Below are 23,532 nucleotides of genomic sequence, written 5' to 3'. Positions count from 1 at the left end.
GCGAACCGAGATAACTCAGGCTCGGCCGAGACTAGAGGATGTCCGGACCGGACGGTGTCCGGTTCGGCGGGGCCGACGTCCGGGAAGTCGGCCCTGATGGCCGCGCTCGGGATGGCGTATCGACCGGAACGGACCGGCACAGGCCCCGCCGTCGCGTCGATACCACCCTTGAGGGCACGGGACGGGCAGCCCGACCGGGCGGGCCAGCCTGGCCGATCAGCGGGGAGCGAACCGCGAGCCGATCATGGTGTCGGCGTCGTCGGACATGGGTCTGCTCGTCGACGACCAGGGCGTATCTAGGGGGAGTTCATCGGGGACGCTGTGGGGGCGCGTCTTTCTGGTCTGGCCAAGGCCGGCGTGGACGAGGTCGACCTCGGGGGAACCGCGGTCGAGTTGAGGCCGGCGATCACACCGTTGGTGGCGCGTTGAACGATGTGGTCGAACAGGGCCGCCCCAGCTGCTGCGCTGGCTTCGGAGGTACGCGAGAGCACTCCATCGGTGCTGGCTGCTGCGGTGTCGATCGGGTGAAGGTATATCCCGGGCGGTGGTGGTGTGTCGTGGTTGGGCCGGTCCTGTCGGACCAGCTCTGGTTGTAGGTGAAGCATCAGGCTGGTCTCGGTGTGCCCGGCGTGCTCGGCGTGCCAACCTGGGAAGTGTGCGTTCTGGTCGCGCATCCAGTTCTCGTCCACAAGATTCCACCAGGAGAACGCTGTGACTTCGCGGTCGATCATGCCACCAGAACGACAGGCTTCGTCTAGTGCTTCCAACAACAACGGTTCGTTCTCGAAATGTCCGTTCACCACTACCAGGTGAGCGAAAGGCAGTTGGGAGATCGAGCGAAGCACTTCGGCCAGATAGCGGATCAATTCAGGCCCGGCCACGTAGAGGGTGCCGGGGAAGCTGAGACCGCCGCCGCTCTGAGGCAATGATCGCGCTCCGATGGTGACGGTGGGGAGCACCAGACCGTGTACCCGTTCGGCGATTGCCGTGGCGAACGCTTCGGCGAGTACCGAGTCCACGCCCAACGGAAGATGCGGCCCGTGTTGTTCGGTGCTGCCGACCGGCCACAGCAGTGTGGCGCCGCGGATGGCTCCTTGGACTTCGCTGCTGGTCAGGTCGGTGTAGCGAACCGCGCTCATGCCACGACTTCTGTGGCGTCATCGCTCTGCTCAGTCATCTTCCGCGTTCCCGCAACGACATCAGAAAGTGTGCGATACATATCCGTGTGCAGGGCGGTGTAGACCTGTACGGCGCACGCGCCGACAGCGAGGTAGTCACGAACGTCGTCAGCTGTCGTGACGCCACCGATTCCCAAGACAGGAATTGTGATCCCGCTACGGCGTAGATCCCAGAGTGCCGCGAGTACGAGTGGTTTGATCCCGGGGCCGGAGTAACCGAACACGCCACCAAGTTCCAGAGCGCCGGATGCGGTTACGGCGGCTCCTGGGATGGTGTCGCTGATGCTGAGAGCATCGGCGCCGGCTTCGATTGCGGCGGCGGCTCGGGCTCGTAGTCCCTCGCCGATGCTAAGCTTGACCGAGATCGGTCGTGTCGTAGCTCGGCGGGCGGCTGCGGTGTAGTCGGCGACGCGCTCGGCTGTGTCGTCAAGCCCTCCGTTGTCGTTGAGACAGGAGATTCCCAACTCGAGAGCGGCGCTGCCCGCCCCGGCGACGGCAGCAGCCAGTTCAGCGAGCTCGGTAGGAGAATCAGCGTACACGGACGCAATCACCGGCAAGTTATCGTCGGCGAACTCGCGCAGGTTCCCGAGCCATTCCTGGACGCCTCGCTTCGAGTAGGTGGTGCTGTTCAGCATGCCTACTGGGAGTCGGTGGATCCGTTCATCGAGGCCGTGCGGCGGGGCGGGGTGGATCGTCTTGGTGACGACCGCGCCGGCACCGGTCTCGATCAACTTGCGGATGTTGCGGGCCTGGTCGGTGAGTAAACCGGAACCGACGATCACGGGGTTGTCCAACCGCAGACCCAGGACCGGAATGTCACGAGTGGTGTACACGATGAGAGCTCCCTGGATCAAACCGCGGCCCGGCCGCGCGGCCCGGCGGCTGCCTCGCGGCGCCGCGATGTGGCAGTGAGAACATGACCGACGAGCAGCTCAGGGGCTGCCGCGAAGCTGTCAAGGTCGAGCAACTGGACGTCGGCGATGGTGGAAAGACCCTTCACCAAGTGGCTGGCTGACTCCACAACGGGACTGGTGGTCAGGAGTACGACGGGGCGCCCGAGTGCGGTGGCCCAGCCTAATTCGATGTGGGTGCCATCGGTGCGCAGGAGCTTTCCGTCCATATCCAGGGGGAGGATCGGAACGAATACATCGCACTTCGACATCCACCGCAGGTCACGAGCGGTGACCTGGTCAGGTGTGTACTCCGCAGTGCGGTCACCGAACTCCTCGACAACGTGAGCAGAGAAGATATGAGCCTCGTGCGCGCTCAGCGTCGAGATGGCAAGCTGAATCCAGTCGTGTAGAGGCGGCCAGAACCCGTCGTCACGGATGGCGTGCTGGATGGGGCCACCCACGAATACGTCGAGCCCGACCAGGGATGTGGAGGCGCGGTCGTGGACTGCGGACATGATCAGTTATCCTCTCGCAAACAGCAGCACCGGCAACGTCTCAACCCCTTGCACGCGGCGCGATCGCACAGGCCAAGCGCGCAAGCAACCATCGCACCCCTAGATGTGTCCGCCATGCGAGGTTCGCCGGCCATCGACGCCTGTGCAGGAGGGTCAGACCGTCGACGGTCAGACGCATGGCCCCGCGCCGCGGACCAGGAACGAAGACGGCGTTGAACCCATAGTCGTCCCCGTCCATCGCGAACCGCAGATTGTCCTTTTCTTCGATATGGTGGAGTGCGACTTCGATGTGTTCCGCATCAGGAGTGAGCCGCAGGATGCCGTCCTTTTGAACAACCTTCACATCGGGGGGTCTGGGCTCCAGGATGCTTCGTACAGGGAATCCGTACCGCCCCACCAGCGGGCTCTTCGCGATGGGACGCGGCGTTGTACTTGTAGGCTGGTCCAGCCCCAGAGCTCGCCGGACCAACACTGGTCCCAGATGGTTCTTCAAACCCCAGGTTGAGACGTTGGTGAACAGCGCAAAAGTGCAATCAAGGCGAGGTATGAAGTAAAGCATCGTCGAATGACCACCCGCCAAGCCGTCATGCCAGAAGATCTCATTCCCTCCCATCTCCGACCGTAGGAGATACGGTCGCTGATGGGTGCCGCTACCGTCGATTCTGTAGCGCGCTTGTCCGAGATGTTCGAACATGGAGAGTCGCAGTAATCGTCGCGAGTAGGCAGTTGCGGCCGCCAATCGAACTGCATCGAGTGGATCACAGACAAGCCCGATCGATGGAAGTGGGTCCACTACGGGAATCGGCGATACGCGCCAGGTTTCGTCGACCCGATCATACGGCAATGCAAGTTCAGGATCGGTGCCCGCGTCGCGCGTGAAGTAGGCACTAGTGAGTCCGAGCGGGGAGAACACCGTGGACTTTATGTGTTCTTCGAAGCTTGTTCCAACTGTGTCAGCGACCATGCGAGCAAGAAGGCCGAAAGCGAGGTTGCTGTAGCACCAGCCTGTTCCAGGCGCTTTTTTGATCCGAACGATGTCGGGCAGATCAATGCGAGGTGGTGGAGTGTCGTCCACTTCCTCACGCCAGGTGTTGGTATCACTGATTCCCGAGAGGTGCAGGAGGACGTCCTGAACGCGGACGGAACTTGACCCTCGGGGTAACATGAAACGAACATCGCGCACAACCAGCTCGCTGTCGAGTCGCAGAGCGCCTCTCTCGATCAGTCGCCAAACTGCTATAGCAACGGTCAGTTTGCTCAGCGACCCTAGATGGAACCGTGTCGTCAACGTGATGGCGCATGGTGGATCAATCTGCCGCAGACCCCACGTGTGCGCTTGTGGAGGTGCGTCGCTGAACGCGACGGCCACTGCAAGGCCGGGTGTGTGGCCGTCATCGACAAACTGCCGCGAGAGGTCTGTGAAACGCTCGATCAGCGTCGCAGCCCTGTTATCCACAGATCGCCCCTGCCTGGTGAGCGCCGCGTAGCCAGTGCTCGACAGCTGCTAGCCGGCCGACTGTTGCCACATCGGTCTCGGCGGCCGCGCGAGCGGCGTCGATCAGACCGAGATCGTGAGAGCATTCGTAGTCGACCCGGCGGGACCCCTCATGAATGTTCAGCGCTGTCGTGTAGAGCTGTTTGATACGCGGAAGCGCGGGGCGAACGGCGTTGGGAAACAGCGACACCACTGCCGCCTTCCGACGATGGTACTCCACCGGCAACCGGTCATCGTAACGACCGGAGCAGTTACGCCTCAAGACATAGTCGAGGAACTCTTCGTCGAGAAACGGGCTTTGGCGTGGCACCCGTGTATTCGAGCGCAATGCAGCGTTGTCGTTGATGGGAAACAGTGAGTCCCACGCATCTGCAAGGTACCATACCCCGCGGTGTTCTCCGGCATGCCATTCGATCATTTCCTGCAACCAAGTGCGGGACCAGTCAAGTACAGTTTCTCGGTGATCCGTGGTGAGCGCCGCTGTGGGTGTCAGATCGCACAGTTCATGCCATAGGAGCGCCCAGTAGAGACGAGTCGCGGATCGACGCGGCCCGAGACGGGCGCATGCCGCTGCGGTTTCAAGGCGTAAAGCGTGACGGCCACCGGTATGAGCGGCGTCGCGCAGGTACCGAAGCAGTCGACGTGGATGCCGGCCGAGGGCTGTACCCAACATTCTGGGCGCTCCCAGCAACTCGTCGCTGCCGTCGCCAGTAAGAACAATGTCGCAACCCTGCTCGTGGGCTATCTGGTCGACGCCGTCCAGGATATGAGGAGCACCGATGGTCGAGGGGCCTCGTGGATCCCATGCGGCGACGTTCGAGTGATTCCACCCGGTAGCTGTGGTTGCGTCGAGAACGTGAACACTCTCTGGCAGCCCCAACGCTGTGAGCAACGGTAACGCGACATCGGCTGCGGTGACCCCGGTGTCGTCCACCATGTCGATGAGAATCACGGTTGGAGGTTGCCGGCCCTGCTCAGAGCAGTGCCGCGAGGCGTGGAGCAGGACCGCGGCAGAGTCCAGTCCGCCCGAGAACAGGACGGCTGGACGTTCAGCGCGGTCGATCGCCCGGGCGACCGACCGTCGAAACTGGCCTGCGAACTCTTGTGTGTCCCATTCTTGGTTTCCTAACGAGACGTTCGGGCGATCAATTTCAACGTCCACCCAGGGCGACACGGGCTGGAATTCGAAGACAATCGAAGGTCTCGACAGATGCATGGCAAGGTTGGTGAGCGAGAATCTTCGATCGCTCACAGATCTTGCGTGAGGTGGTGGGTGATGAATGGGGAGGATTGCGCGAGAACCGCCCGGTTCCCACGCAGAGCCACGATCACGCTCCCCAGAGAACCGGGCGGCCCGTCGTTCTTGCATCAGTGAATGTCGCTCACCGAGTGCGCTTGGGCTGTGCCGTCGCCAGATCGCGGAGGCGGGTGAGGAGAGACTTCTTGGAAGCCGTCGGTGCGGCCTCGTCGAAGATCACGCCGTAACCGCCACCGCCGCGCACCCCGCGACCGGCACCTCCACCGTCGCCCGGACGGGACTTGGTTGCCATGATTGACTCCGTTTCATCTCGACCGCTTCTCGGACGCTGTCAGATGCACCGCGGAATCCCTTCTCGCAAGATCACTGACTCGTCGTCAGAGACTCACAGAGCGGTCTTCAAGCGATGCCCCGATCAGCGTCATCACCATCGCGACGGACCTTCCATGCGGTCAACTGCAGCGACAGCAGGGGTTGAACACCTGAACAGTAGACAAAGCAGACAATTCTTTGGCACGCTACGTGGTGGTTCGTGCTGCGGTGACCTGACGGCAGTGCTTGACCGCCTGAACGCTGATCAGAGGCGCCTGCATCGAGAATCCGATAGACATCTCTCAGGTTGACTGCAGCGAGGGTCGTGGCAGTTCGCTTGCTGGCGAAGCGATCGCCGGTAAGTCGATAGCGCATCGAGAGATCAGAGGATGGAACCCCGGGTGACGCACTCACAGCCCGCTCGTGAGCCCACCGCCCACGGGATCGTGAACGCCGTAGCTGTCGACGTACCAATCGCGCGGCTGTGTGCGGACACCTCCCCTCGATCGGGCGGATTCGATCTCGCTCACCTTCAGGCATTGATCGACTCGCCCGAGCCGACCCCGCCCATCATCGCGCATCGCGACACGATGACCGTCATCGACGGCAGACATCGGATGCGGGCGGCCGAACAACGGGGGGAGGCCATGATCCAGGTCCGATTCTTCGATGGCACCGAGGCCGAGGCGTTCCGACTCGCTGTAGAGCTCAACGTCAAGCACGGCCTCCCGTTATGTCGAGCCGATCGGGAAGCGGCAGCTCGCGTACTGGTCAGAACCCATGCGACGTGGTCGAATCGCGCGATCGGTCTCAGCGCAGGTCTGCCGGCGAAGATGGTCGCCGGGATTCGACGCGCTATGGCATCGGCGTCAGAGCCCCACGCTCGCATCGGACTCGACGGTCGTGTCCGCCCGGTTGATCCCTCGGTCGGTCGGCGACGAGCCGGTGCTCTGCTGCGAAGTCGGCCTCATGCGTCACTACGAGAGATCGCCCGAGAGGCCGGCGTTTCACCAGCAACAGTGCGGGACGTCCGAGTTCGTATAGAGAGCGGACAGGATCTGCCGCCCGCCGTACAGGCTGCGCCTGTCAACCCGGTGGCCCCGGAACCACTGAAGATTCTGTGTGAACTCCAGCGAGATCCTACGCTTCGGCTCACATCGACAGGACGTTGGCTCTTGCGGCGACTGTCTAGTCAGATGATCTCGACCGATGACGCTACTGCTATAGCAGGAACGATCCCTCCGCATTGCCGCGGCCTCATCGCGGATTTCATGCGCTCGTGTGCCGAGCGCTGGTCCACATTAGCCGATGAGCTCGAACAGCGGTGCGAATGAACCGGAAGATTTAGCGGTATCCCTCGGCCTGTGCATTGAAGAGTTCGGCGTACCGGCTCTTCTTCGTGAGGAGGTCGTCGTGGCTCCCGTGCTCGAGGACTTGGCCGTTCGCGATGAGCGCGACGTGGTCTGCGGTCCGGGTCGTGGAGAAACGGTGCGAGATCAGGATGCCTGTCCGTCCGTTGAGGGTCTCACGCCAACGTTCGAAGATAGCGAGCTCCGCGAGCGGATCCAGTGCAGCAGTGGGCTCATCGAGTATCCACATGCAGGGGTCTCGGTACATGAGCCGTGCGAGTGCGATCCGTTGCCACTCTCCTCCCGACAGGTCGGTTCCGTCATTAAACTCTTTGCTGAGCATCGTGTCGAGACCGAGCGGCAAGCGGTCTGAAATGTCCATCGCTCCCCCCGAGCGTAACGCGGTGATGACTCGTTCATCGTCAATACTGTCATCCGGACGCCCCAAAGCGATATTTGTTCGCAGGTCGAACGGATACCGAGGATAGCTCTGGAAAACCACACCCACACTCTGGAGTAGAGTCGTGTGATCGATGTCGTTCAAGTCGACCCCTCCGAAGCGAATCGATCCGCGGGTGGGTGTGTAGAAGCCTAGAAGCAGCTTGACTAAGCTGCTCTTTCCTGCTCCGTTGTCGCCAACCAGGGCGAGGACCGTTCCCGGTTCGACACGAAGAGTCACGCCACGCAGGACGTATCTGTCCGTTTCGGGATACCGGAACCACACATCGTCGATCTCGATGAGAGGGGGAGTGGTCGGTGCGACGGCTGTCTTCACCGGAGGACGTGCAGTGCCATCCTCGTCCGCAGGGTTCGGTGCAGATGCGAGGAGGGTGAAGTAGTCGTCGAGGAAAAGCCCGTGTTCGATGAGTTCAAGAATTCCGTCACCGAGGCCAGAGAGCTCTGTGGCAAATGCGATCACGGCAGCAGCGAGGACAGCTACGTCTCCTGGAGTGACGGTCCCAGCCTCGGCGGCGCGGACCAGTAGGACGAACGCCACGCCGAGGCAGCCAATGGCGATCGGGAGGGTAACCAGGATTCCTTGTCCGGCTGTCCGACGTACCAGCGTGGTGGTGCGCTGGGCCACGTGTTCGCCGAGTTCGCGGTGCTCTGCGGTGAAGTGGCGGGCGAGACCGTAGGCACGTACTTCGGCCGCAGATTCGCGGCTGGTCAGCATGGTTCGTAAGTACTCTTGACGACGTGTCTGCGACGTCGTCTCACGCCACACCGTGAGCAGACGTGAAGTGATCAGTCGACGGGTGATGACGACTGGCACGACAGCGAGTACAGCGAGTACAGCGAGTACAGGCTGTGTGCTCACGATTACGCCCAGGATGCCTATCAGACCGGCGCATCCTCCGAGGACCTGCAAGCTGCTGTCGGTTACCTGAGTCGGCCGCCAATCAAGGTCACCCTTTGCTCGCGCGAGACGATCGTGCCAGGCCGGCTCGTCGAATCGTTGAAACGGAGTGGCAGCGACTGCCCGGACGAGACGCTGCTCGGCCTCGAGCGCCACCCGAACCGTGAGGGCCTCGCGGACGGGCAACGTCATCGTCTGGATCGACAGCGTGAGTGCGATGACCACAGCGATGAGACAGGCCAACAGCACGCTTCCCGTGCCGGGGGAGTCGAAGATGGCGTTCACCAGATCCCGTACCAGCAGCAGTGTCGCCGCTGGCAGGAGAGCCGCGAGAATGGCGAGGGAGGCGGTGATGAGGAAACGCTTCCTGTCTGCATTCCACGCAAGCCTCAGGCCGTCCCGTACGCTCCCGATACCCGCCGACCGCACAATGGTGCCCATCAACGCAGAGTGAAGGCATGGAGGCGGTCGATCTCCTCGAAACCGCATTGGTCATACAAACGGTTCGCGGACGCTCGTTCACGGCTTCCTTCTGGTTCATCGTCATCGACGAACAAGATCACCTGCTCTGCGCCGTCGTCACTCAAGTACCGAAGAGCTGAACCCAGTAAGGCGCGACCAAGTCCGCGACGACGCTGCGCAGGTTCAATGTTAATCCACCACAGGGCGGCGATGCCGTCCTGTGGTCGTTGCACCGTGACCTCTCCGACTATCTTTCCGTCGTCATCGACAATCGCGAGGCCTGCTTCCCCGGACTCATCCGCGGCAATGACGTGACTCGAAGCGATATGGTCCACGGTCGGGAGTTCTGGAGCGGGAAGATCGCGGCGCATGTATCGCCACATGTCGGTCCCAGCGAATCCTCGCGCTTGCAACGCGGCCGCAGTGGCGGACCGATGCGCCACGGGGAGGGCCTCCAGGCCGATACCGAGTGCCGTCGCAAATTGATAGGCCTCGACAACACGCGTGGCGAGACGGCGAACAGAGTGATTGATCAAGAGCTCGACCACTGCTGGCTGTTCACGACCGTGGAGCCAGAGGATGAATCCGACTCCGTCACGGCGGCGCAATGCGAACGACGCCACCCCCACCAGGTCTCCGTCGGCGTTCTCGGCGACCTCGATCACCGGCTTGTCGAGCTCCACCCACCAGTTGTTGTCCACCGGTGACCGTCCGCTGGCGGCGTCCTGCAACATTGATGCGGTGCAGATCGGCTGCCCCGGCACACGATCATCGTTGATAAGCGCGAGAACTGCTTTGGCATCGCAAACAGGGTCGAAGCCGCGCATATGCATCCGACTGCCCATCGTAGAGATCCTCCCACATGATTCATCGTGCCATCGATCTCTGGTCGCATGCACTGATCGCTGTTCGCTTGCCACGCTCCACGGGGCTCAGTCCGGATGTCAAGCGGCGGGCCGATCACTTGCAGAGCGGCGATCAGCCAGGGCTGGCCTTCATCGTCGGGTTGTTGAGCACCGTGTCAGGCGTAGAACAGCGCAGGTCGTCGTCCGCGATCCGGCGGTGCCCGGTGGCGCGGTTGGTGTGGACGGCGTTGACGATGCAGCGGTGCGTGGTCACGCGTACGTAGTGGAAGACCCGGCACGGCCGGCGGCGCTACCATGTTCTGGTCACCCTGCCCGGGGACAGCTCGGTGATCGTGGAGATGTACTTCCCCACCGCCCACGACAGCGTGCTGGCCGTCGCTTCCCCCAGCGCTTCCCACGGCGAGCGTCGCCGCCATGGCCACTGGGGCACTCCCGGCTTGTGCCTATGACCTGCCCACGGTCCGGCGCTGGCTGCTCCCGGACCTGGCTGACTGACCCCCACGACACGACTCACGTACCGCGGCTCGCGGCGGTAGGTGTGTCCGGATCGGTGACAGTGAAATACTGACGGGGTGGGGACTCCGCCGCGGATCACGAGGGACGAGTGCGACGCGGTCATCGCGCGAATCCACCGCAGGCACTCCGACATCGACGATCCTCGCAGGTCAGAGCTCGGAACCGAACCACGCGACGTCGTGTCGTGGGTCCTTCAGCACGGGCACGAGGGCGGTATCCCGCCAGACGTCGCTGCCCGCGACTGCAACGACGCGCTGATCTTGCACGCGTGGTGTTGGTGGGACGAGCGGCGCCGTGAACGTGCACTTCTTCGGCGGGGTCTCGCCCTGGCTGTCACCGCTACCGAACTCGGCTCCGCGCTGGGAATCCGGTCCCGCCAAGGTGTGCGCGATCGCCTCGACCGGCTCGACGCTCTGCTGGTCCACGATCGTCCCGATGAGCAACTCGCTCGCGCCTCACGCCGAGCTCAGTACGATCGGGGCGCCCAGCAACGGTGGCTGCACGACCACCATGTCCAGGCCCGAGCCGTTCTCACCGCGCTCGTCGCTCAGACCCACCGGTTCCTGCGCGGCCTGGGCTCCGCAGAGGCGCCGGCCGGGACAGAACCGGGGGACTCGGATACGGCCACCGCCGCCGGCCCTGGTGACGAGATCGCGGATTGGCTGGCAGAGATCATCGCTGACCTCGCCGTCGACGAGATCACCGCGGCGACGATGGCCCTGGCTGGACTCCTGTCCGGGGCGCTACGCGCCCACCCCGCCGCCCGCAACCTCGATCCGCGCCACCGGCTGCACGCCACTCTCCTCGAACTCGAGGCCCTGCGGTCGGCTCTTGCCCGGGGCCGGTGATCACGAACAGCACCACGGGCTGTCGGATGCCGGCGAGCAGGACCGGCACTGACGCCGGTCTCCTTGGAGATTCGGCGCTCGGAGAACCCGCGGCCGCGCAGCCGACCAAAGGCGCGGGCCTCTTCCATCGGCGTGAAACTCCTGCCGCTGCAGGTTCTCCGCCAGCATTGATACGACGGCATCATCGTCGCCGGCGAGCTCGTCGCGGATCACGCTGGCACCGCCGGCGTCATGGCGGCCTGGGTCGCGGCGGGGCGGCGGTGCCCGGCCAGGATCACCCATTCGGCGCTGGCGTTGAGCTCAACGTCGGGACGGGCGGCACTGAACGCGGTCCGGCTGACGACGACCAGCAGCTGCAGGACGCCGTGCTGGGCGAGCGACGCGGCCAGCGACGTCACGTCGCCCAGTGCGTCCCGCACGTTGTTCGGGTGCGGCACCAGCGCGCCGAGCTCGACGTCGAGCACCCGCTGCCCCGCGGCGGGCGGCTCCTCCACAGGGGCCGCCAGAGCGCCGAGAATGCCGCCGCTCTGCAGCGGAGTGCTTCCTTCCGTCGGAAGCACCCTCGCCCGGCTGCTCTGCGGCGCCACCGCGGCGCCCGATGCGGCTGTGGGCGTAGCCCTGAAGGCCACGGGTGGTTCTGGTCCGTGCCGTCACTGCCGGGCATCGGCGTCGGGCCGCGCTGAACCGGGCCGCGGAGTTGCTGCGGCTCGGGCCGGCGTCGGGCGCCGTCCTGCCGGATCGGCGCGAGGACAGACCCTCACTCACCCGCGGCGAGGGCAACCACCCACCAGCCCTCATGATCGATAGGGTCGCGGCGTTTACCACTGTGGTCGAGACCCGTGCCGAGTCCATCACGGTGACCGGTTCGGATCGGTTGCGCGGCGGGTTCACTGTCGACATGGGGGAGATCTCCGGCACTTTCATGACACTTGCGTGCCTCGCCCCGTACGCGGATGCGCCGATCGAGATGACCGGCATCGCACACGCCCGGCTCAAGGAGTCCGACCGCATCGAGGCCACCGCGCAGAACCTGCGGCGTTGCGGGATCGCAGTGGACACCGGCCCGGACCGGATCACCGTGCACCCCGGACGACCGGGACCTGCCACGATCGACTGCCACCGCGACCATCGCATCGCCATGTCGTTCTCCGTGCTTGGCCTGCGCGCCCCAGGGATCGAGCTCGACGACCCGACGTGTGTCGGCAAGACCTTCCCCGAGTTCCACACCGTGTTCGCCGCCGCGTTCGGAAGCCGCAGTTGAGTCGCCGCGCCGTGGTCGTCCGGGCCGGGTGGATCGCGCGCCGCGTGCACCTGCCGGCGCTGGTGGCCAGCCCGCTCATCGACGAGGTCGTGGTCGTCGACGTGGACCCGGCGGCGTCGACGCAGGCCGCCGCCGAGCTCAACGTGCCGGTGTCGCGATCGGTCGCACGCCCTGCCGGGCCTTCGACGGCGCCGACCTCGTCGTGGTGTGCACCCCGCCGGACAGCCATGCCGACATGGCGATCGAGGCGCTGAACGCGGGCGCCGACGTGATGGTGGAAAGCCGATGGCCACGACGATGCGTGATGCGCAGCGCCGACGCCGGGGTTCGCCGGACGACTCCTCGACTGGGCGAACACAATCCTGCGCACCACCGTCGAGGTCGTCCGCAAGCCTGCCGAGCAGCGCGGATTCACAGTCCTCCCGCGGCGGTGGGTGGTCGAACGGACCCTGGCCTGGCTGGATCACCGCACACCGCCGCCTCGCCCGGGACTACGAACGCCACCCCGCCACCTGCGAGGCCATGATCCGCTGAGCCGCCATCAACAACATCACCCGACGCATCACCTGCGGCAAGCCAGACACCCGCCAGCAGAAGTACGTCTTCACATCAGCAACATGATCTTCTCAAACAGGGCCTGTGCAACAAACGGTGGTTTCGGTCTGACACGCCGGGCCTTGAGGTTCGGCGGGATGGGCACTGTGAGTGATCGCATCAGACCCTGTGGGTTCTGCTGAGGACAAGACGAGCTCGGGGCGGCGGCTCTCGCCCGAGCAGGCCGCTGCGGCGGCGATGGGTCATTTCCCCAGCGAGCAGGCCGTGATGAAATCGCCTGTACCTTGTGACCCGCAGCCTCGACCCGACCGGGCGAGGCCGCACCCGATGGATGATGCGCTGGAAGCCCGTACTCGATGCCTTCGCCATCACCTTCGATGATCGCTGACCGGGCGCCGAGCACTACTGACAACATCGCCGGAACCACCGTTCCCGTTACAGCCCCTCAGCGGGTCCAGATGCCGTTCTTGGTCTGTGTCAGGCCGAGTTGTTGGGGGTCGAGGCAGTCGCCGTGGGGTCGGTGGGTGTCGAACAGTGTGGGGTTGTCGAACACGTGTCCGCATCCGTGGTAGCGGTGGCAGCAGTGTGCGCGGTCGGGGCCGGCCCAGGTGCGTGCGCAGCAGGTGACTTTCACAAGCCCCGGCATGATCAACTCTCTGGTGGTGTGGTGGTGGGGGTGTTCGGGGTGGGTTCCCGGTTGGGGTGTGGCAGGGCGGGTTCGGGGGCAAGCAGCCTCCGTGGAGGGAGGCTGTGGGGCAGCGTGTCGGGACGGTGAGATGACCATCTGCGTAGCGGGAGTCCCGTGCCTGGCTGGCACCTGGCCTCGATGCCGTCGCTCCAGCGCGTCTGACCGTCGATGGACAGGTTGTTCATCGGGAGTGTCCTGTCTTCGGGTGGGGTGTGGTCGTCTGGGTGGCGGCTCGGCGGGTGCGTGTGTGGTGGAGGTGGTTGTGGAGGGCGTCGCGGGCGGCTTGGCGTGCGGCGCGTCCGGCGGGTCGGTCGAGCATGGTTCGGTCGAGGGGTGTGTGTGTGGGCGGGGTTGGTGGGGTGAGTGCGGCTCTGTTGGCGGGGCGGTTCTTGGCTGCTGCGGCGGCGCGCATGGCGCCGATTTGGACGGCGCGGATTTCGTGCAGCCGCCCCTGCCAGGGTCGCAGCCGTGCCCCGATGACTCGTAGGGGGTCGCGGGCGTCGGTGGTGACCGGTCCGCGTGGCTGGTCGGGTCGGTCGGGGTGATGTTCGAGGGCGTGCCGGAGGCCGGCGACGGTGGCGCCGGCCTCCCACCACGGCTTGAGCAGGGCCCGGGCACGCCAGATCTCGATCTTGCTGGCTTTTCGGCCTCCTAGGCCGAGAAGTGTGATTAACGAGAGGGTTGCTGCGTTTCTCGCACCGGGGGTGTCGGGGACGTCGTAGGGATGCCATTGGTGCTGGGGGCTGAGTTGTGTCCGTCTGCCGCCCGACAAGGGCTTAGTAGCTACGTGAGTAGTGGGGAGGTCGCCATTTTCATCCACAGTGGCCTGACCTCGGGAAACCTGGTGCTGCAGGGGAGCGGAGTCGGCGTCGACCGGCAGCTTGGGCAGGGGACTGTGGGTGACCAGGGCGTAGGTCGGGGTACGACCGGCTTCGGTACCCAGGAACTCTGCGCTCGCGCCGGGTTCGACCACGACGAGTAGGCCGCGGTCTCTGGCCCATGCCAGGACCCGGGAGACTGTGCGCTCGGCGCGGTCACCAGCAGCGCCCAGGCGTTGTGTGGTGAGTCCGGTGATCAGGCCGGTGTCCCAGTCCATGTGGCACACCAGTCGCCGCAGGATCGCCGACCAGCTACGCCGCTTGTCTGAGCGCCACTCCTCGTCGTCGACCAGGCGAGCCACGTAATCGAGGGCCTCGCGCTGGTCGAGCAGGACCCGGTACTCGTGGTCGATGAAGTTGCGCCAGCCGGGGTGGGGGGTGTATCCGGCGCGGTGGCGGGCTCGGGCTCGGGCACGACCGCGGGCCAGCGCCCGTCTGCTGGGTGGCAGCGCCCGGCTGGGCCGGCCGGGGCCGTTGGTCGGCCCGGGCCGGGCGCGGGCGGCGCGGCCGCGAGGGGTCCGGCGGGGCGCCGTCCCGGCGCGGACGCCGAAAGTACCGGCCAATGGCTGGTCGCCCAGAGGGAGCTGGTGGAGCAGGCAGAGCTGGGAGAGACCGGAGGCCAGGGTGAACGCGCCGTGCTCGTAACAGAGGGTGCAGAACCCGCTGCCGTCCGCTGGTGTGCGGTCGGATTCTGGGCACGACGAACTTACCCCGTGTCTGTAGTGGTCGAGTCCCGGCCCAGGATGTATCCTGGACACGCGAAAGCGCCCCTTCATGGTTGGTGGGGATTAGGCCCCGGTTCGCCGGGGCAACGACGTCAAGCGGGTGCAGGTCCGGTTGACGTGAGAACGATCCGAGGCGGCCCCCTGGCAGGGGCCGCCTCGTTCTCGTCTAAGAGGCCTTGTTCAGAGGCAGCTCCTGCTGCGTGGTCGCTTTCGGGTAGCAATGCTCGGGGATTGGGCGTCCGAGCGACTCAGCGACCATGCGCGTGATGACCCATGTCAAGGCCAGGCCATCGCGTCGAGCAACTTCTTCAGCTTCTGCGCGAAGGTCTGCCGGGAGGTAGACCGGGGTTGCCATACGCAACCCTTTCGGCTTCGGCCCTGGCTTCTTCCGGGCTGCGCGGGTCTCCATGCCCTACTTTTACCAGGCCGACCGAGGTGCACCTACGCGCCGCGCCGATTCAAAATCTAAATCTGAACACCTTCGGCGGGCCTGCGGTAGCCGGGATGCCGCCCTCGTCACGGCTCTGGATGTTGATATCCCGTCCTATGCCACCTCGAAGCACAAGCCCCTAATGTGGCCGGATGACTAAGATCGTCTCTGAGACCTTCGACCCGGACGCGTGGACACCGGTCGACGGGTTCGACCTCCGCGACATCACCTACCACCGCGCCCGCGACACCGGCGCGGTCCGGATCGCGTTCGACCGCCCCGAGGTCCTCAACGCGTTCCGGCCGGGCACCGTCGACGAGCTCTACCGCGCGCTGGAGCACGCCCGCACCAGTGCCGACGTCGGTGCGGTGCTGCTGACCGGGAACGGCCCCTCCCCCAAGGACGGCAAGCGTGCCTTCTGCTCCGGCGGCGACCAGCGCATCCGCGGCCGCACCGGCTACCAGTACGCCTCCGGGGACACCGCGGAGACCGTCGAGCAGGGCCGCGCGGGGCGGCTGCACATCCTGGAGTGCCAGCGGCTGATCCGGTTCATGCCCAAGGTCGTCATCGCCGTGGTCAACGGCTGGGCCGCGGGCGGCGGGCACTCGCTGCACGCCGTCGCCGACCTGACGATCGCCTCCCGCGAGCACGCCCGGTTCAAGCAGACCGACGCCGACGTGGGTTCCTTCGACGGCGGCTACGGCTCGGCCTACCTGGCCCGGCAGGTCGGACAGAAGTTCGCCCGGGAGATCTTCTTCCTCGGCCGGACCTACAGCGCCGAGCAGATGCACCACATGGGAGCGGTCAACGCCGTGGTCGACCACGCGGATCTCGAGACCGAGGCCCTGCAGTGGGCCCGGGAGATCAACGGCAAGTCACCGCAGGCCCAGCGGATGCTGAAGTACGCGTTCAACCTCGCCGACGACGGCCTGGTCGGCCAGCAGCTGTTCGCCGGTGAGGCGACCCGGCTGGCCTACATGACCGACGAGGCGGTGGAGGGCCGGGACTCGTTCCTGGAGAAGCGGGACCCGGACTGGGCGCCGTTCCCCTGGCACTACTGACCGGGCTGTCGTACCTCCGGCTTCATCCGAGCGGCTTGGCCTCGGCTAGGAACTGTTCGATGACCGCGTTCACCTGAGCTGGGTGCGTCGCCGTCGGCGAGTGCCCCGCTCCGGCGATGATGTTGACCTTCGTGGCATTGGCCAGGCGTTGGCGCATCTGCTCTTGGCGCTCGATCGGGATCGAGTGATCGTGCTCGCCCGCGATGATGAGGGCAGGGGCGTTGATCTCCGAGAGACGACTGGTCACGTCGTCACGCTGTGTCAGACAGTCAACGGGCGCTCCGAGCGGCACTCCGCGCTCGGACCAGACCTTGGCCCAGTGCTCGGCGAGCGGATGGTCTCCCACGATCTGAGACGCGAGCGCTGTGGTGAGCTCGATGGTCGGTCCGTGTTCCTCCAGCGCCGCGAACAACTCGCTGTAGGCCGCGGCGTCGGCCGGGTCGAGGGCGCCGGCCTCGGTATCGATCAGCAGTAGCGCCGCCACACGCGAGGGGGCGGTCAGGGCTGTGCGCAAGGCTGTGAACCCGCCCTGTGATACCCCGCCTACGATTGCGCGATCGATGCCGAACTCGTCCATGAGCTGGGTCTGCACATCGGCTAGATCCCAGAACGTGAACGGTGTTGTGCCGATTGGGCTATTGCCATGCCCTGGCGAGTCCCAGGAAATGATCCGTCGCTGAGGACCAAGCTCCGCCTGGTGGGCGAACATGGTCCCGTCAAGGGCAAACCCGTGGGCCAGGAAAATCGGAGTCCCTTGGCCCCTGGTGTCGCTGACGGCGATCGTCCGGTCGCGCAGCTGCACAGTTGACCATTCGGGCATTCGTCCCCCTGCGTACGGCGCCGGCGGAGCGGCGCCCTGTGTTGCACCGAGCCACCCCGTGGGCCGGGGGCCGACTCCATCGACGACAGCCGAGCCCAGGTGCTCTCGACACCTCCGCGTCCTTGCGGGAGGTAGAGCAACCGTAACAACCTGAGCGCGCGGCGGAGCAGACCTCGACGACTGTTGTTGTCATTGACACAGTTGTACTAAGAAGCGCTGGTCGAGTCGGGTGGACCGACATCTACTCCCAAGTAGAGCTGCAGTGAACTGGCCGGCTCGGGCCACTTGAGCACTTGCGCCCGCAGGTGCAACGTGGTGCCCCGGTCGAGGTCCCGGACCAGCATCTCTTCCTTGTGCCGCCCAAGGGCGACGTCGCCGTCCTCCCACATCCTGCAGAACTCGGGTGACCGCGACAGCTTCTTCATGAGATCGGTGCAGTCAAGGCCGTAGAGGTGGTTGTCCACCATAAGTCCGCGCAGCCAGTCCACGGTCAGATGCGCTTCGCGTTCCCACTCCATCATGATGCGGCGGCTTTCCGGCACGAAGAAGAACCACAAGAGGACGTTTCCGATCTCCGGGTCGTCGATGTGGCGATAGATGCGCGCGTAGACGGGGTTCGCGTAGATCACGTTCCAGGCAGCGTCAACGAATCCGCTGAGAGCCGGTGCAAGGTTGTCGACGTAGGCCTTATTCGCGGTGGTGATAGAGGGAGCTCGTGGCGCGGCGGGTGGATCTGTGGGCCGAAAGCTGCTGAGGTCGTGGAGGTGTTGCCGCTCGGCGTCGGATACTTTGAGTGCGTCGGCGAGGCTCTCGATCAGGGCGAACGAGGGCGCCTGTGCCTCGCCCTGCTCCAGCTTCGTGATGTAGCTGACGCCCCGTTGGGCGAGCGTGGCGAGTTCGGCTCTGCTCATCCCGGCATCTGGACGTCGGCCCCGCTGCGACTGCTGTCGTAGCTGCCGAAGGAAGGTGCCGAAGGCTGGCAGCTTGACCACTCCTGAGCCAACTGCTACAGAGAGTGACGAATCCGGACTCGCGCCTGCCGTCATCAGTGCACCTCCTCTCGGCGCTAACCGCTACTGCAACCCGACCCAGAAGCGATGCGCCCGTTGGTCGGGCGGAAAGCCAGGCACACTCTAGCGCACAGCAAACTGTGATCTGCACCACACTGTATCAGATGGCTTGACGTTCAAGTACTACTGAACGTAGCCGTCACGGCCACGCCGCTTCTCGCGATTCCCAGCTCGATCGCACGCCAAGGCAATGCTCGCGATACCTCTTACCTGCAGAGATGAGCCGATTGCAGGCCGCGATAAGGGGCGCCATAGTCGAGCAGATACGTAACGTGACAGCTACCCATGGTAGGGGTACCCCCATGCTGGGTACCCCTTTCATTACTCGTTGCACCAAATCTGTCGATCGGGCTTTCATACGTTCCTGCCAAAACTACGAGCGGAAGAGTCCGGAGTGACGACACAAATGCAAGTGCAGGTGCGCCCCGCGTTTGCGGGTGCGTCCTCCTTTCTCGTCGGTTCACCTCCGCAGCGGGTCCGTCAGAACCAGACTCGACGGGGGCTGACAGATGTGAGGGGCGCCATCAGCTGGGATGCGCGGAGGGTGAACGCCAAATGACCGCAGTGGAGCGGGAACCTTCTTCGGTTGCCCCCTCCGGACCGCTGCACATGTGTGAGGCAGAGATTCCGGTGGTCGATCGGCGAGCCCTGGGAGATGTGATGCGTCGCCAGGACGAGATAAGTTTCCACGCCGAGCATCTTTTGTCGTTCGCAGACAGTGGTCCACGCGGCGGACGCCGCCGCTCCGGGCTTCCGCCGCACAGCGATCGGCCTTCGAATGTCGGTACTCCTGGCACCGTCAAGGGCCAAGTATCTCACCCCAGCGCTGCTGACCGCAGGGAGCAACGCAAGCTGACGATGGACCTGCTTCTTGTACGGGAACAAGCGCGGCATCACGGGGAGTGGCAGGACACCCGCAGCGAACTCGAGTTCCTGGTGGAGGCCTCACCGGCAGCGCTAACCGCGCGCCTGGAACGTGACCTCTCTGCCCTGTCGGCGGCAGCCATCAGCGCGCTGGCCGCCATTCGAGCGGCCACCGGAAGCGGAAGCGACGCTGCGCCTGGGGCGGCTGACGGGACCGGACACTGGCTTCCCTCTGCCGCCGCGGCCCTGCGATCGGCCTTGTCCATCGATCTGGCCTTGGAAGCCCAGCAACAGTTCAACGCAGTCCAGGGCGACTGACTATGCCCCCTCCCTCCTCGTGCCCACCCCGGCGCGCTCACGATCGCCCCGGGCGACGACAGGGGCCAAGACATCCGGCCTCGCGACCGCCCACGGCAGCACCAGCAACTCGCGCAAGGTCGACGACCATCGACCGAGACGTAGATCCCACGGCCTCCTGAAGCCCAGGAGGCAAATGAGCCAACAGCCCAGTTTCTATTTTTTGTGAATGAAGTTCATGCAGCATCTATTGGAGGAGACGATGGATGTGCACCCCGTGCCGTCGCTGATGTCGTCTCACCTGGGGCGGTTCTGATGCCGCGCCGCTCGCGTCCCGTGCCGCTCGCCGACGGATCAATGTGGAGGGTCGCGCCAGGGCGGGGATCTGACGGAGCGTCCACCCCCGTTCCGGAGCGCGCCACCCCGAAAGTCGCTGCCCCTGAACCGCGGTGGTCTCCTGCCCGTTCGGAAGCCGCGCCCCGCATCCGCCCTCACCGGGCAGCACCACCAGCGGGTCAGCCGCGATCCCCCGTGGTTCCAGAGGTTCCCGGGACGGAGGGGAACGAGCAGGAGCCACAGAAACTCGTCACGGATCCAGGCGAGCCCACCTCGACGTCTGCTCTCAAGCAGGATGAAGAGCGGCCGGGCGGCGAGCCATCCCTGGTGGCCGGGGAGCCGCAGGGGCGGCCAGCATCGTCGCTTTCCCTCATGGACCTGCCCCAGTCGGCCCACAACGGTCGCGGCCTGCATACCGGGCGAGACGTCACCCGCTACTCGGCCGGCCGGGAGTCCTTCTCACGCTCCGTACGATCGCTGGAGCCCATCTCGGACCTGGAGGCGGCGAGCTTCGCCGGTCGGTTCGCCACCGACTTCCAGTCCTTCGATGAGGACACCCCCACCCGCCGGGCAGAGGTACTGAGGCCTCTGCTCGCTGTCCCCCAGGCCTGCACCTGGGGGTGGTCGGGTGCGGGCAGGCAGCGCGCCGACTCACCACTGCCGGGCCGGATCTACCGGCCGAGCGACACGGTGGTGTTCGTCGAGGTGATCGTCCGTGTCACCACCTACGCGCGCGCCTGCCCGCCCCCCGAGACCCCGCGCCACGCCGGGGCCGCCGAAGTGGAGCTGTCCGGGCTGCTCGGCCCGTCATGCGCCCCGCCCGAGGCGGACCCGGCGTGGGTGGCGGTCGAGGCGAACTGGGTCCGGATGACGGTCCCGATCACCCGCCACGACGACGGCCATCTGGTCGTCGACCCGCACCTGCGCCCCACCGATTCCTCCTGACCCCCACCAAGAGGTAGCTGCTGATGTCCTCCTCCAACGGCACCAACAACACCCCCTCCGCACCGTCCTGGCTGGACGCAGGCGCCGCGTGGGCCGCTCCGGCCACCGGGAACGACGGAGCCCAGGTCCCTGCTGCCCAACCACCGGCCACGCGTGCAACCGCACCCGCCGCCCCGCTGTCTCGACCTGCAGCCGCCCCGGAGGACTTCCCCGGTACCCCGCCGATTGCGCCCGCGGCCTCCACCGAACAGGCCCGGCCGTCGACTCCTCCCCCGTCGGCACCGTCCGCGGCCGCCCCCTTTCAACAGGGCCGGTTGCCTCGGCGAAAGCGCAGGCGTTCCGCCCGGCGTGGGATGAGGAGACCGGGGTGCTGCCGGGAGCGGTCCGTGAGCGTCGTTCCCGCCCGAAGCGGAGGATGGCGTCACCTCGCCTACCAGCTGACCGGCGGCCGGTGGAATCCCGGCCTGTCCGAGGCTGAGGCCCGGCTGCGTGATCAGCTGCAGAAGATCCGCACCCCGCTGCCCGGCCCACACTCGGTCGTGGTCGCCTCGATCAAAGGCGGTATCGGCAAGACCACCGTGTCCGCGCTCCTCGGCCTCGCCCTGGCCGAACACCGCGGCGACCGCGTCATCGCAGTGGACGCCAACCCCGACGCCGGCACCCTCGGCGACCGCCTCGTCGGCGAAACCCACGCTGCGAAGACCACCGTGCGCGATCTCCTCCACGGACTGGCCGGCATCCGGTCAGCGACCGACCTGGCCGGCTACACCCACCTCGCCGCACGCCTCCAAGTCCTCACCTCTGAACAGGAACCAGAACTGTCGGAGACCTTCTCCGCCACCGACTACACCACCGTGCTACAGATCCTGGCCCGATACGCCAACGCGATCGTCACTGACTCGGGCACCGGGATCATGCACTCAGCGATGCAGGCCAGCCTGCGCCACGCCGACTCCCTGGTCATCGTCGGCGCCCCCACCAACGACGGCGCCTCCCGCGCGGCGCGCACGTTCCGCTGGCTGGCCGCCAACGGATACCGCCACCTCACCGAGGACGCGGTGGTGGTGCTGTCCTACGACCGCCACAGCCCCGACATCGACGACCAAGTCATCCGCGACTTCTTCGCCGAACGCTGCCGCGCGGTGATCGTCCTTCCCCGGACCCGCACCTACAGGCCGGCGGGATCATCGACTTCGACGCCCTCACCCCCGCCGCGCGCGACGCCGCGCTCGAGCTCGCCGCAACCGTCGCCGAGGGCTTCCAGGGCCGCCGCACCCACGGGCTGGCCAGCCACGGGTTCCGCACCCCGCCAAGCGACCCGGCGGTCCCCGGTGATCAGTCCCCAGCTGGTCGTGGGCGCCGCGCTGGCGCTCACCACCACCCTGACCGCGTCCGGGCTCGTCCCGGCCGCCGCCCCGAGGGCGGGGTCGAGTGCGGGTGGCGGATCACCGCGGGTGCACGTGCTCGCCGAGCTCACCGGCGACACCTCCGCGCGGGCGGAGAAGCTGCGCCGGGCCCTGCTCGACGTCGGCGCGAACAAGCCCGGCTTCATCCCAGCCCAGTGCTACGAGCCCGGCACCGGCAACTCCAGCGGGTCCGGCTCCGGCGGGTCGGGTGGGTCCGGCAACGACTCCAGCGACACCGGCACGGCCCCGAGCACAGGCAACGGCTCGGGCAGCAACGACTCCAGCGGCAACGGCACCGGAGGCACCGGCGCCGACCCGGGGAACAGCTCCGGCGGGACGGGCTCCGGCGGCGGAGCTGCCAGCAAGTGCACGACCACCGCCGCGGACACGCTCGGCTGGGGCGAGCCGAAGGTGGCTGATGAGTTCGAGGGCACCTCGATCTCCGGGGACTGGAACGCCTACGACGGGCCCGGCCACGGCGGCAACGGCCGCCGGACCCCGGACGCAATCAGCGTCGCCGACGGGCAGCTCACCATCACCGGCTCGGAGAACGGCGACGCCGGCGGAATGGCCTGGTCGCCACACAGCCAGCAGTACGGGCGCTGGGAGGGCTGTGCCCAGTCCCCGCCCGGGGCCGGGTCGCTGCACACCCTGTTCCTGCTCTGGCCGACCGCGGAGAACTGGCCCGAGGGCGGCGAGGTCGACTTCATGGAGATCTCCGACGGGACCGGCAGAAGGTCGAGGGCTTCCTGCACTACGGCTCGGACAACTCCCAGACCCAGGGCTCGGTCGAGATCGACGCCACCGAGTGGCACGCCTTCGCCGTCGAGTGGACCCCCGACAAGATCACCTACCTCGTCGACGGCAAGCCGTGGTTCACCGACGACGACAAGTCCCACAACCCGCCCGGGCCGATGCACCTGACCATCCAGCTCGACTACTTCGGCGGCGACGCCTCAGGCGGCGCGGCGATGCACGTCGACTGGGTCCGCCAGTACGAGCTCACCGGCGGCGGCGACGCCTCGGTCGGGGGCGACGTTCTCGGCCGGGCAGGACGGCGTCGACGCCGGCGCCGACGTCCTCCTCGGCGGCTCCACCGGGCGGACTCGGTTCCGGACTCGAACGTGACACCTCGCGCGACGACAGT

20 protein-coding genes and 4 pseudogenes are annotated in these 23,532 nt (G+C 66.0%); 11 read left to right on the top strand and 13 right to left on the bottom strand.

Going from position 1 to position 23,532, the window contains the following annotated elements:
• Nucleotides 1-296 precede the first annotated feature (296 nt).
• The 6 genes from KPL60_RS24445 to KPL60_RS24420 form a co-directional block, all read right to left on the bottom strand.
• Nucleotides 297-1,139 (bottom strand): creatininase family protein, encoded by an 843-nt coding sequence (locus tag KPL60_RS24445; protein WP_226367328.1) that lies wholly within the window; start codon nucleotides 1,137-1,139, stop codon nucleotides 297-299.
• Nucleotides 1,136-2,011 carry a hypothetical protein gene (locus KPL60_RS24440; protein ID WP_226367327.1) on the bottom strand — a complete coding sequence of 292 codons (876 nt, stop codon included), beginning with the start codon at nucleotides 2,009-2,011 and terminating at the stop codon, nucleotides 1,136-1,138. Before KPL60_RS24440 ends, KPL60_RS24445 begins: the two co-directional genes overlap by 4 nt.
• A 17-nt stretch (nucleotides 2,012-2,028) precedes the next feature.
• The gene (locus KPL60_RS24435; RefSeq protein ID WP_226367326.1) at nucleotides 2,029-2,586 is read right to left on the bottom strand and encodes a nucleoside 2-deoxyribosyltransferase; all 558 of its coding nucleotides are present in this window, start codon (nucleotides 2,584-2,586) and stop codon (nucleotides 2,029-2,031) included.
• A 40-nt stretch (nucleotides 2,587-2,626) separates the two neighbouring features.
• Nucleotides 2,627-4,042, bottom strand: coding sequence for a serine hydrolase (locus KPL60_RS24430; protein WP_226367325.1), 1,416 nt, complete (start codon nucleotides 4,040-4,042; stop codon nucleotides 2,627-2,629).
• Entirely contained in the window at nucleotides 4,035-5,333 is a 1,299-nt protein-coding gene (locus KPL60_RS24425) for an asparagine synthase-related protein (protein ID WP_226367323.1), read from the bottom strand. The genes KPL60_RS24430 and KPL60_RS24425 overlap by 8 nt, the downstream gene beginning before the upstream one ends.
• A 130-nt stretch (nucleotides 5,334-5,463) precedes the next feature.
• Nucleotides 5,464-5,631 (bottom strand): hypothetical protein, encoded by a 168-nt coding sequence (locus KPL60_RS24420; protein WP_226367322.1) that lies wholly within the window; start codon nucleotides 5,629-5,631, stop codon nucleotides 5,464-5,466.
• A 409-nt stretch (nucleotides 5,632-6,040) separates the two neighbouring features.
• On the opposite strand from KPL60_RS24420, the gene KPL60_RS35225 reads away from it, so the two are divergent.
• Entirely contained in the window at nucleotides 6,041-6,985 is a 945-nt protein-coding gene (locus KPL60_RS35225; protein ID WP_226367321.1) for a ParB/RepB/Spo0J family partition protein, read from the top strand.
• A gap of 10 nt (nucleotides 6,986-6,995) precedes the next feature.
• Here the strand turns inward: KPL60_RS35225 and KPL60_RS24410 are convergent, their stop codons facing one another.
• The 3 genes from KPL60_RS24410 to KPL60_RS24400 all read right to left on the bottom strand — a co-directional run bounded on the left by KPL60_RS24410 (nucleotide 6,996) and on the right by KPL60_RS24400 (nucleotide 9,938).
• Complete coding sequence (locus KPL60_RS24410; protein WP_226367320.1) at nucleotides 6,996-8,798, bottom strand: ABC transporter ATP-binding protein; 1,803 nt, start codon at nucleotides 8,796-8,798, stop codon at nucleotides 6,996-6,998.
• The gene (locus tag KPL60_RS24405) at nucleotides 8,798-9,664 is read right to left on the bottom strand and encodes a GNAT family N-acetyltransferase (RefSeq protein ID WP_226367319.1); all 867 of its coding nucleotides are present in this window, start codon (nucleotides 9,662-9,664) and stop codon (nucleotides 8,798-8,800) included. Before KPL60_RS24405 ends, KPL60_RS24410 begins: the two co-directional genes overlap by 1 nt.
• Before the next feature lie 133 nt (nucleotides 9,665-9,797).
• Nucleotides 9,798-9,938, bottom strand: a complete 141-nt coding sequence (locus KPL60_RS24400; RefSeq protein ID WP_226367318.1) for a hypothetical protein — start codon at nucleotides 9,936-9,938, stop codon at nucleotides 9,798-9,800.
• A gap of 319 nt (nucleotides 9,939-10,257) precedes the next feature.
• Between KPL60_RS24400 and KPL60_RS24395 the strand changes: the two genes are divergently transcribed.
• On the top strand, nucleotides 10,258-11,049 hold the full coding sequence (locus tag KPL60_RS24395; RefSeq protein ID WP_226367317.1) for a hypothetical protein: 792 nt from the start codon (nucleotides 10,258-10,260) through the stop codon (nucleotides 11,047-11,049).
• Between the two features lie 209 nt (nucleotides 11,050-11,258).
• Here KPL60_RS24395 and KPL60_RS24390 read toward each other — a convergent pair whose 3' ends face one another.
• Nucleotides 11,259-11,543 (bottom strand): ParB N-terminal domain-containing protein, encoded by a 285-nt coding sequence (locus tag KPL60_RS24390; protein WP_226367316.1) that lies wholly within the window; start codon nucleotides 11,541-11,543, stop codon nucleotides 11,259-11,261.
• Nucleotides 11,544-11,680: 137 nt separating this feature from the next.
• Between KPL60_RS24390 and KPL60_RS24385 the strand changes: the two genes are divergently transcribed.
• The 4 genes and pseudogenes from KPL60_RS24385 to KPL60_RS24370 form a co-directional block, all read left to right on the top strand.
• Nucleotides 11,681-12,310, top strand: a complete 630-nt coding sequence (locus KPL60_RS24385) for a 3-phosphoshikimate 1-carboxyvinyltransferase (protein ID WP_226367315.1) — start codon at nucleotides 11,681-11,683, stop codon at nucleotides 12,308-12,310.
• Nucleotides 12,246-12,548, top strand: a pseudogene (locus tag KPL60_RS24380) (hypothetical protein); the annotation flags it as partial. The gene KPL60_RS24385 and the pseudogene KPL60_RS24380, both read left to right, overlap by 65 nt.
• Nucleotides 12,549-12,681: 133 nt before the next feature.
• Nucleotides 12,682-12,844, top strand: a pseudogene (locus tag KPL60_RS24375) (IS5/IS1182 family transposase); the annotation flags it as partial.
• A gap of 246 nt (nucleotides 12,845-13,090) precedes the next feature.
• Nucleotides 13,091-13,253: pseudogene (locus KPL60_RS24370) on the top strand (IS256 family transposase); the annotation flags it as partial.
• Between the two features lie 481 nt (nucleotides 13,254-13,734).
• On the opposite strand, the gene KPL60_RS24365 reads toward KPL60_RS24370, so the two are convergent.
• A complete protein-coding gene (locus tag KPL60_RS24365) occupies nucleotides 13,735-14,733 on the bottom strand; it encodes a hypothetical protein (protein WP_226367313.1) in 999 nt (332 codons plus the stop codon).
• A gap of 1,005 nt (nucleotides 14,734-15,738) precedes the next feature.
• On the opposite strand from KPL60_RS24365, the gene KPL60_RS24360 reads away from it, so the two are divergent.
• Nucleotides 15,739-16,647 (top strand): 1,4-dihydroxy-2-naphthoyl-CoA synthase, encoded by a 909-nt coding sequence (locus tag KPL60_RS24360; protein WP_226367312.1) that lies wholly within the window; start codon nucleotides 15,739-15,741, stop codon nucleotides 16,645-16,647.
• A gap of 22 nt (nucleotides 16,648-16,669) precedes the next feature.
• Here KPL60_RS24360 and KPL60_RS24355 read toward each other — a convergent pair whose 3' ends face one another.
• Nucleotides 16,670-17,449 carry an alpha/beta fold hydrolase gene (locus tag KPL60_RS24355; RefSeq protein WP_226367311.1) on the bottom strand — a complete coding sequence of 260 codons (780 nt, stop codon included), beginning with the start codon at nucleotides 17,447-17,449 and terminating at the stop codon, nucleotides 16,670-16,672.
• A gap of 224 nt (nucleotides 17,450-17,673) precedes the next feature.
• A complete protein-coding gene (locus tag KPL60_RS24350; protein WP_226367310.1) occupies nucleotides 17,674-18,513 on the bottom strand; it encodes a helix-turn-helix domain-containing protein in 840 nt (279 codons plus the stop codon).
• Nucleotides 18,514-19,092: 579 nt separating this feature from the next.
• Between KPL60_RS24350 and KPL60_RS24345 the strand changes: the two genes are divergently transcribed.
• From KPL60_RS24345 to KPL60_RS34860, 4 genes and pseudogenes are all read left to right on the top strand, one after another.
• Nucleotides 19,093-19,719: a hypothetical protein gene (locus tag KPL60_RS24345; RefSeq protein WP_226367309.1), complete on the top strand. Its 627-nt coding sequence runs from the start codon at nucleotides 19,093-19,095 to the stop codon at nucleotides 19,717-19,719.
• A gap of 687 nt (nucleotides 19,720-20,406) precedes the next feature.
• Nucleotides 20,407-20,979, top strand: a complete 573-nt coding sequence (locus KPL60_RS24340) for a hypothetical protein (protein WP_226367308.1) — start codon at nucleotides 20,407-20,409, stop codon at nucleotides 20,977-20,979.
• A gap of 23 nt (nucleotides 20,980-21,002) precedes the next feature.
• Nucleotides 21,003-21,641 (top strand): annotated as a pseudogene (locus KPL60_RS34865) (AAA family ATPase); the annotation flags it as partial.
• A 1,193-nt stretch (nucleotides 21,642-22,834) separates the two neighbouring features.
• Nucleotides 22,835-23,532 (top strand): glycoside hydrolase family 16 protein (locus KPL60_RS34860; RefSeq protein ID WP_308016823.1); only part of this gene is annotated, 698 nt, incomplete at its 3' end.

The sequence above is a fragment of the Pseudonocardia sp. ICBG162 genome, from assembly GCF_020496225.1.
Classification (GTDB): Bacteria; Actinomycetota; Actinomycetes; order Mycobacteriales; family Pseudonocardiaceae; genus Pseudonocardia; species Pseudonocardia alni.
Note: the sequence above shows the minus strand (reverse complement) of the source record. Positions and strands in the feature narration are given on the sequence as shown.

Excerpts from the sequence above, each read along its gene's own strand:
- KPL60_RS24445 (WP_226367328.1), bottom strand. The coding sequence starts at position 1,139 with ATGAGCGCGGTTCGCTACACCGACCTGACCAGCAGCGAAGTCCAAGGA.
- KPL60_RS24435 (WP_226367326.1), bottom strand. The coding sequence starts at position 2,586 with ATGTCCGCAGTCCACGACCGCGCCTCCACATCCCTGGTCGGGCTCGAC.
- KPL60_RS24420 (WP_226367322.1), bottom strand. The coding sequence starts at position 5,631 with ATGGCAACCAAGTCCCGTCCGGGCGACGGTGGAGGTGCCGGTCGCGGG.
- KPL60_RS35225 (WP_226367321.1), top strand. The coding sequence starts at position 6,041 with ATGGAACCCCGGGTGACGCACTCACAGCCCGCTCGTGAGCCCACCGCC.
- KPL60_RS24410 (WP_226367320.1), bottom strand. The coding sequence starts at position 8,798 with ATGGGCACCATTGTGCGGTCGGCGGGTATCGGGAGCGTACGGGACGGC.
- KPL60_RS24405 (WP_226367319.1), bottom strand. The coding sequence starts at position 9,664 with ATGGGCAGTCGGATGCATATGCGCGGCTTCGACCCTGTTTGCGATGCC.
- KPL60_RS24360 (WP_226367312.1), top strand. The coding sequence starts at position 15,739 with ATGACTAAGATCGTCTCTGAGACCTTCGACCCGGACGCGTGGACACCG.
- KPL60_RS24350 (WP_226367310.1), bottom strand. The coding sequence starts at position 18,513 with ATGACGGCAGGCGCGAGTCCGGATTCGTCACTCTCTGTAGCAGTTGGC.
- KPL60_RS24345 (WP_226367309.1), top strand. The coding sequence starts at position 19,093 with ATGACCGCAGTGGAGCGGGAACCTTCTTCGGTTGCCCCCTCCGGACCG.
- KPL60_RS24340 (WP_226367308.1), top strand. The coding sequence starts at position 20,407 with ATGGACCTGCCCCAGTCGGCCCACAACGGTCGCGGCCTGCATACCGGG.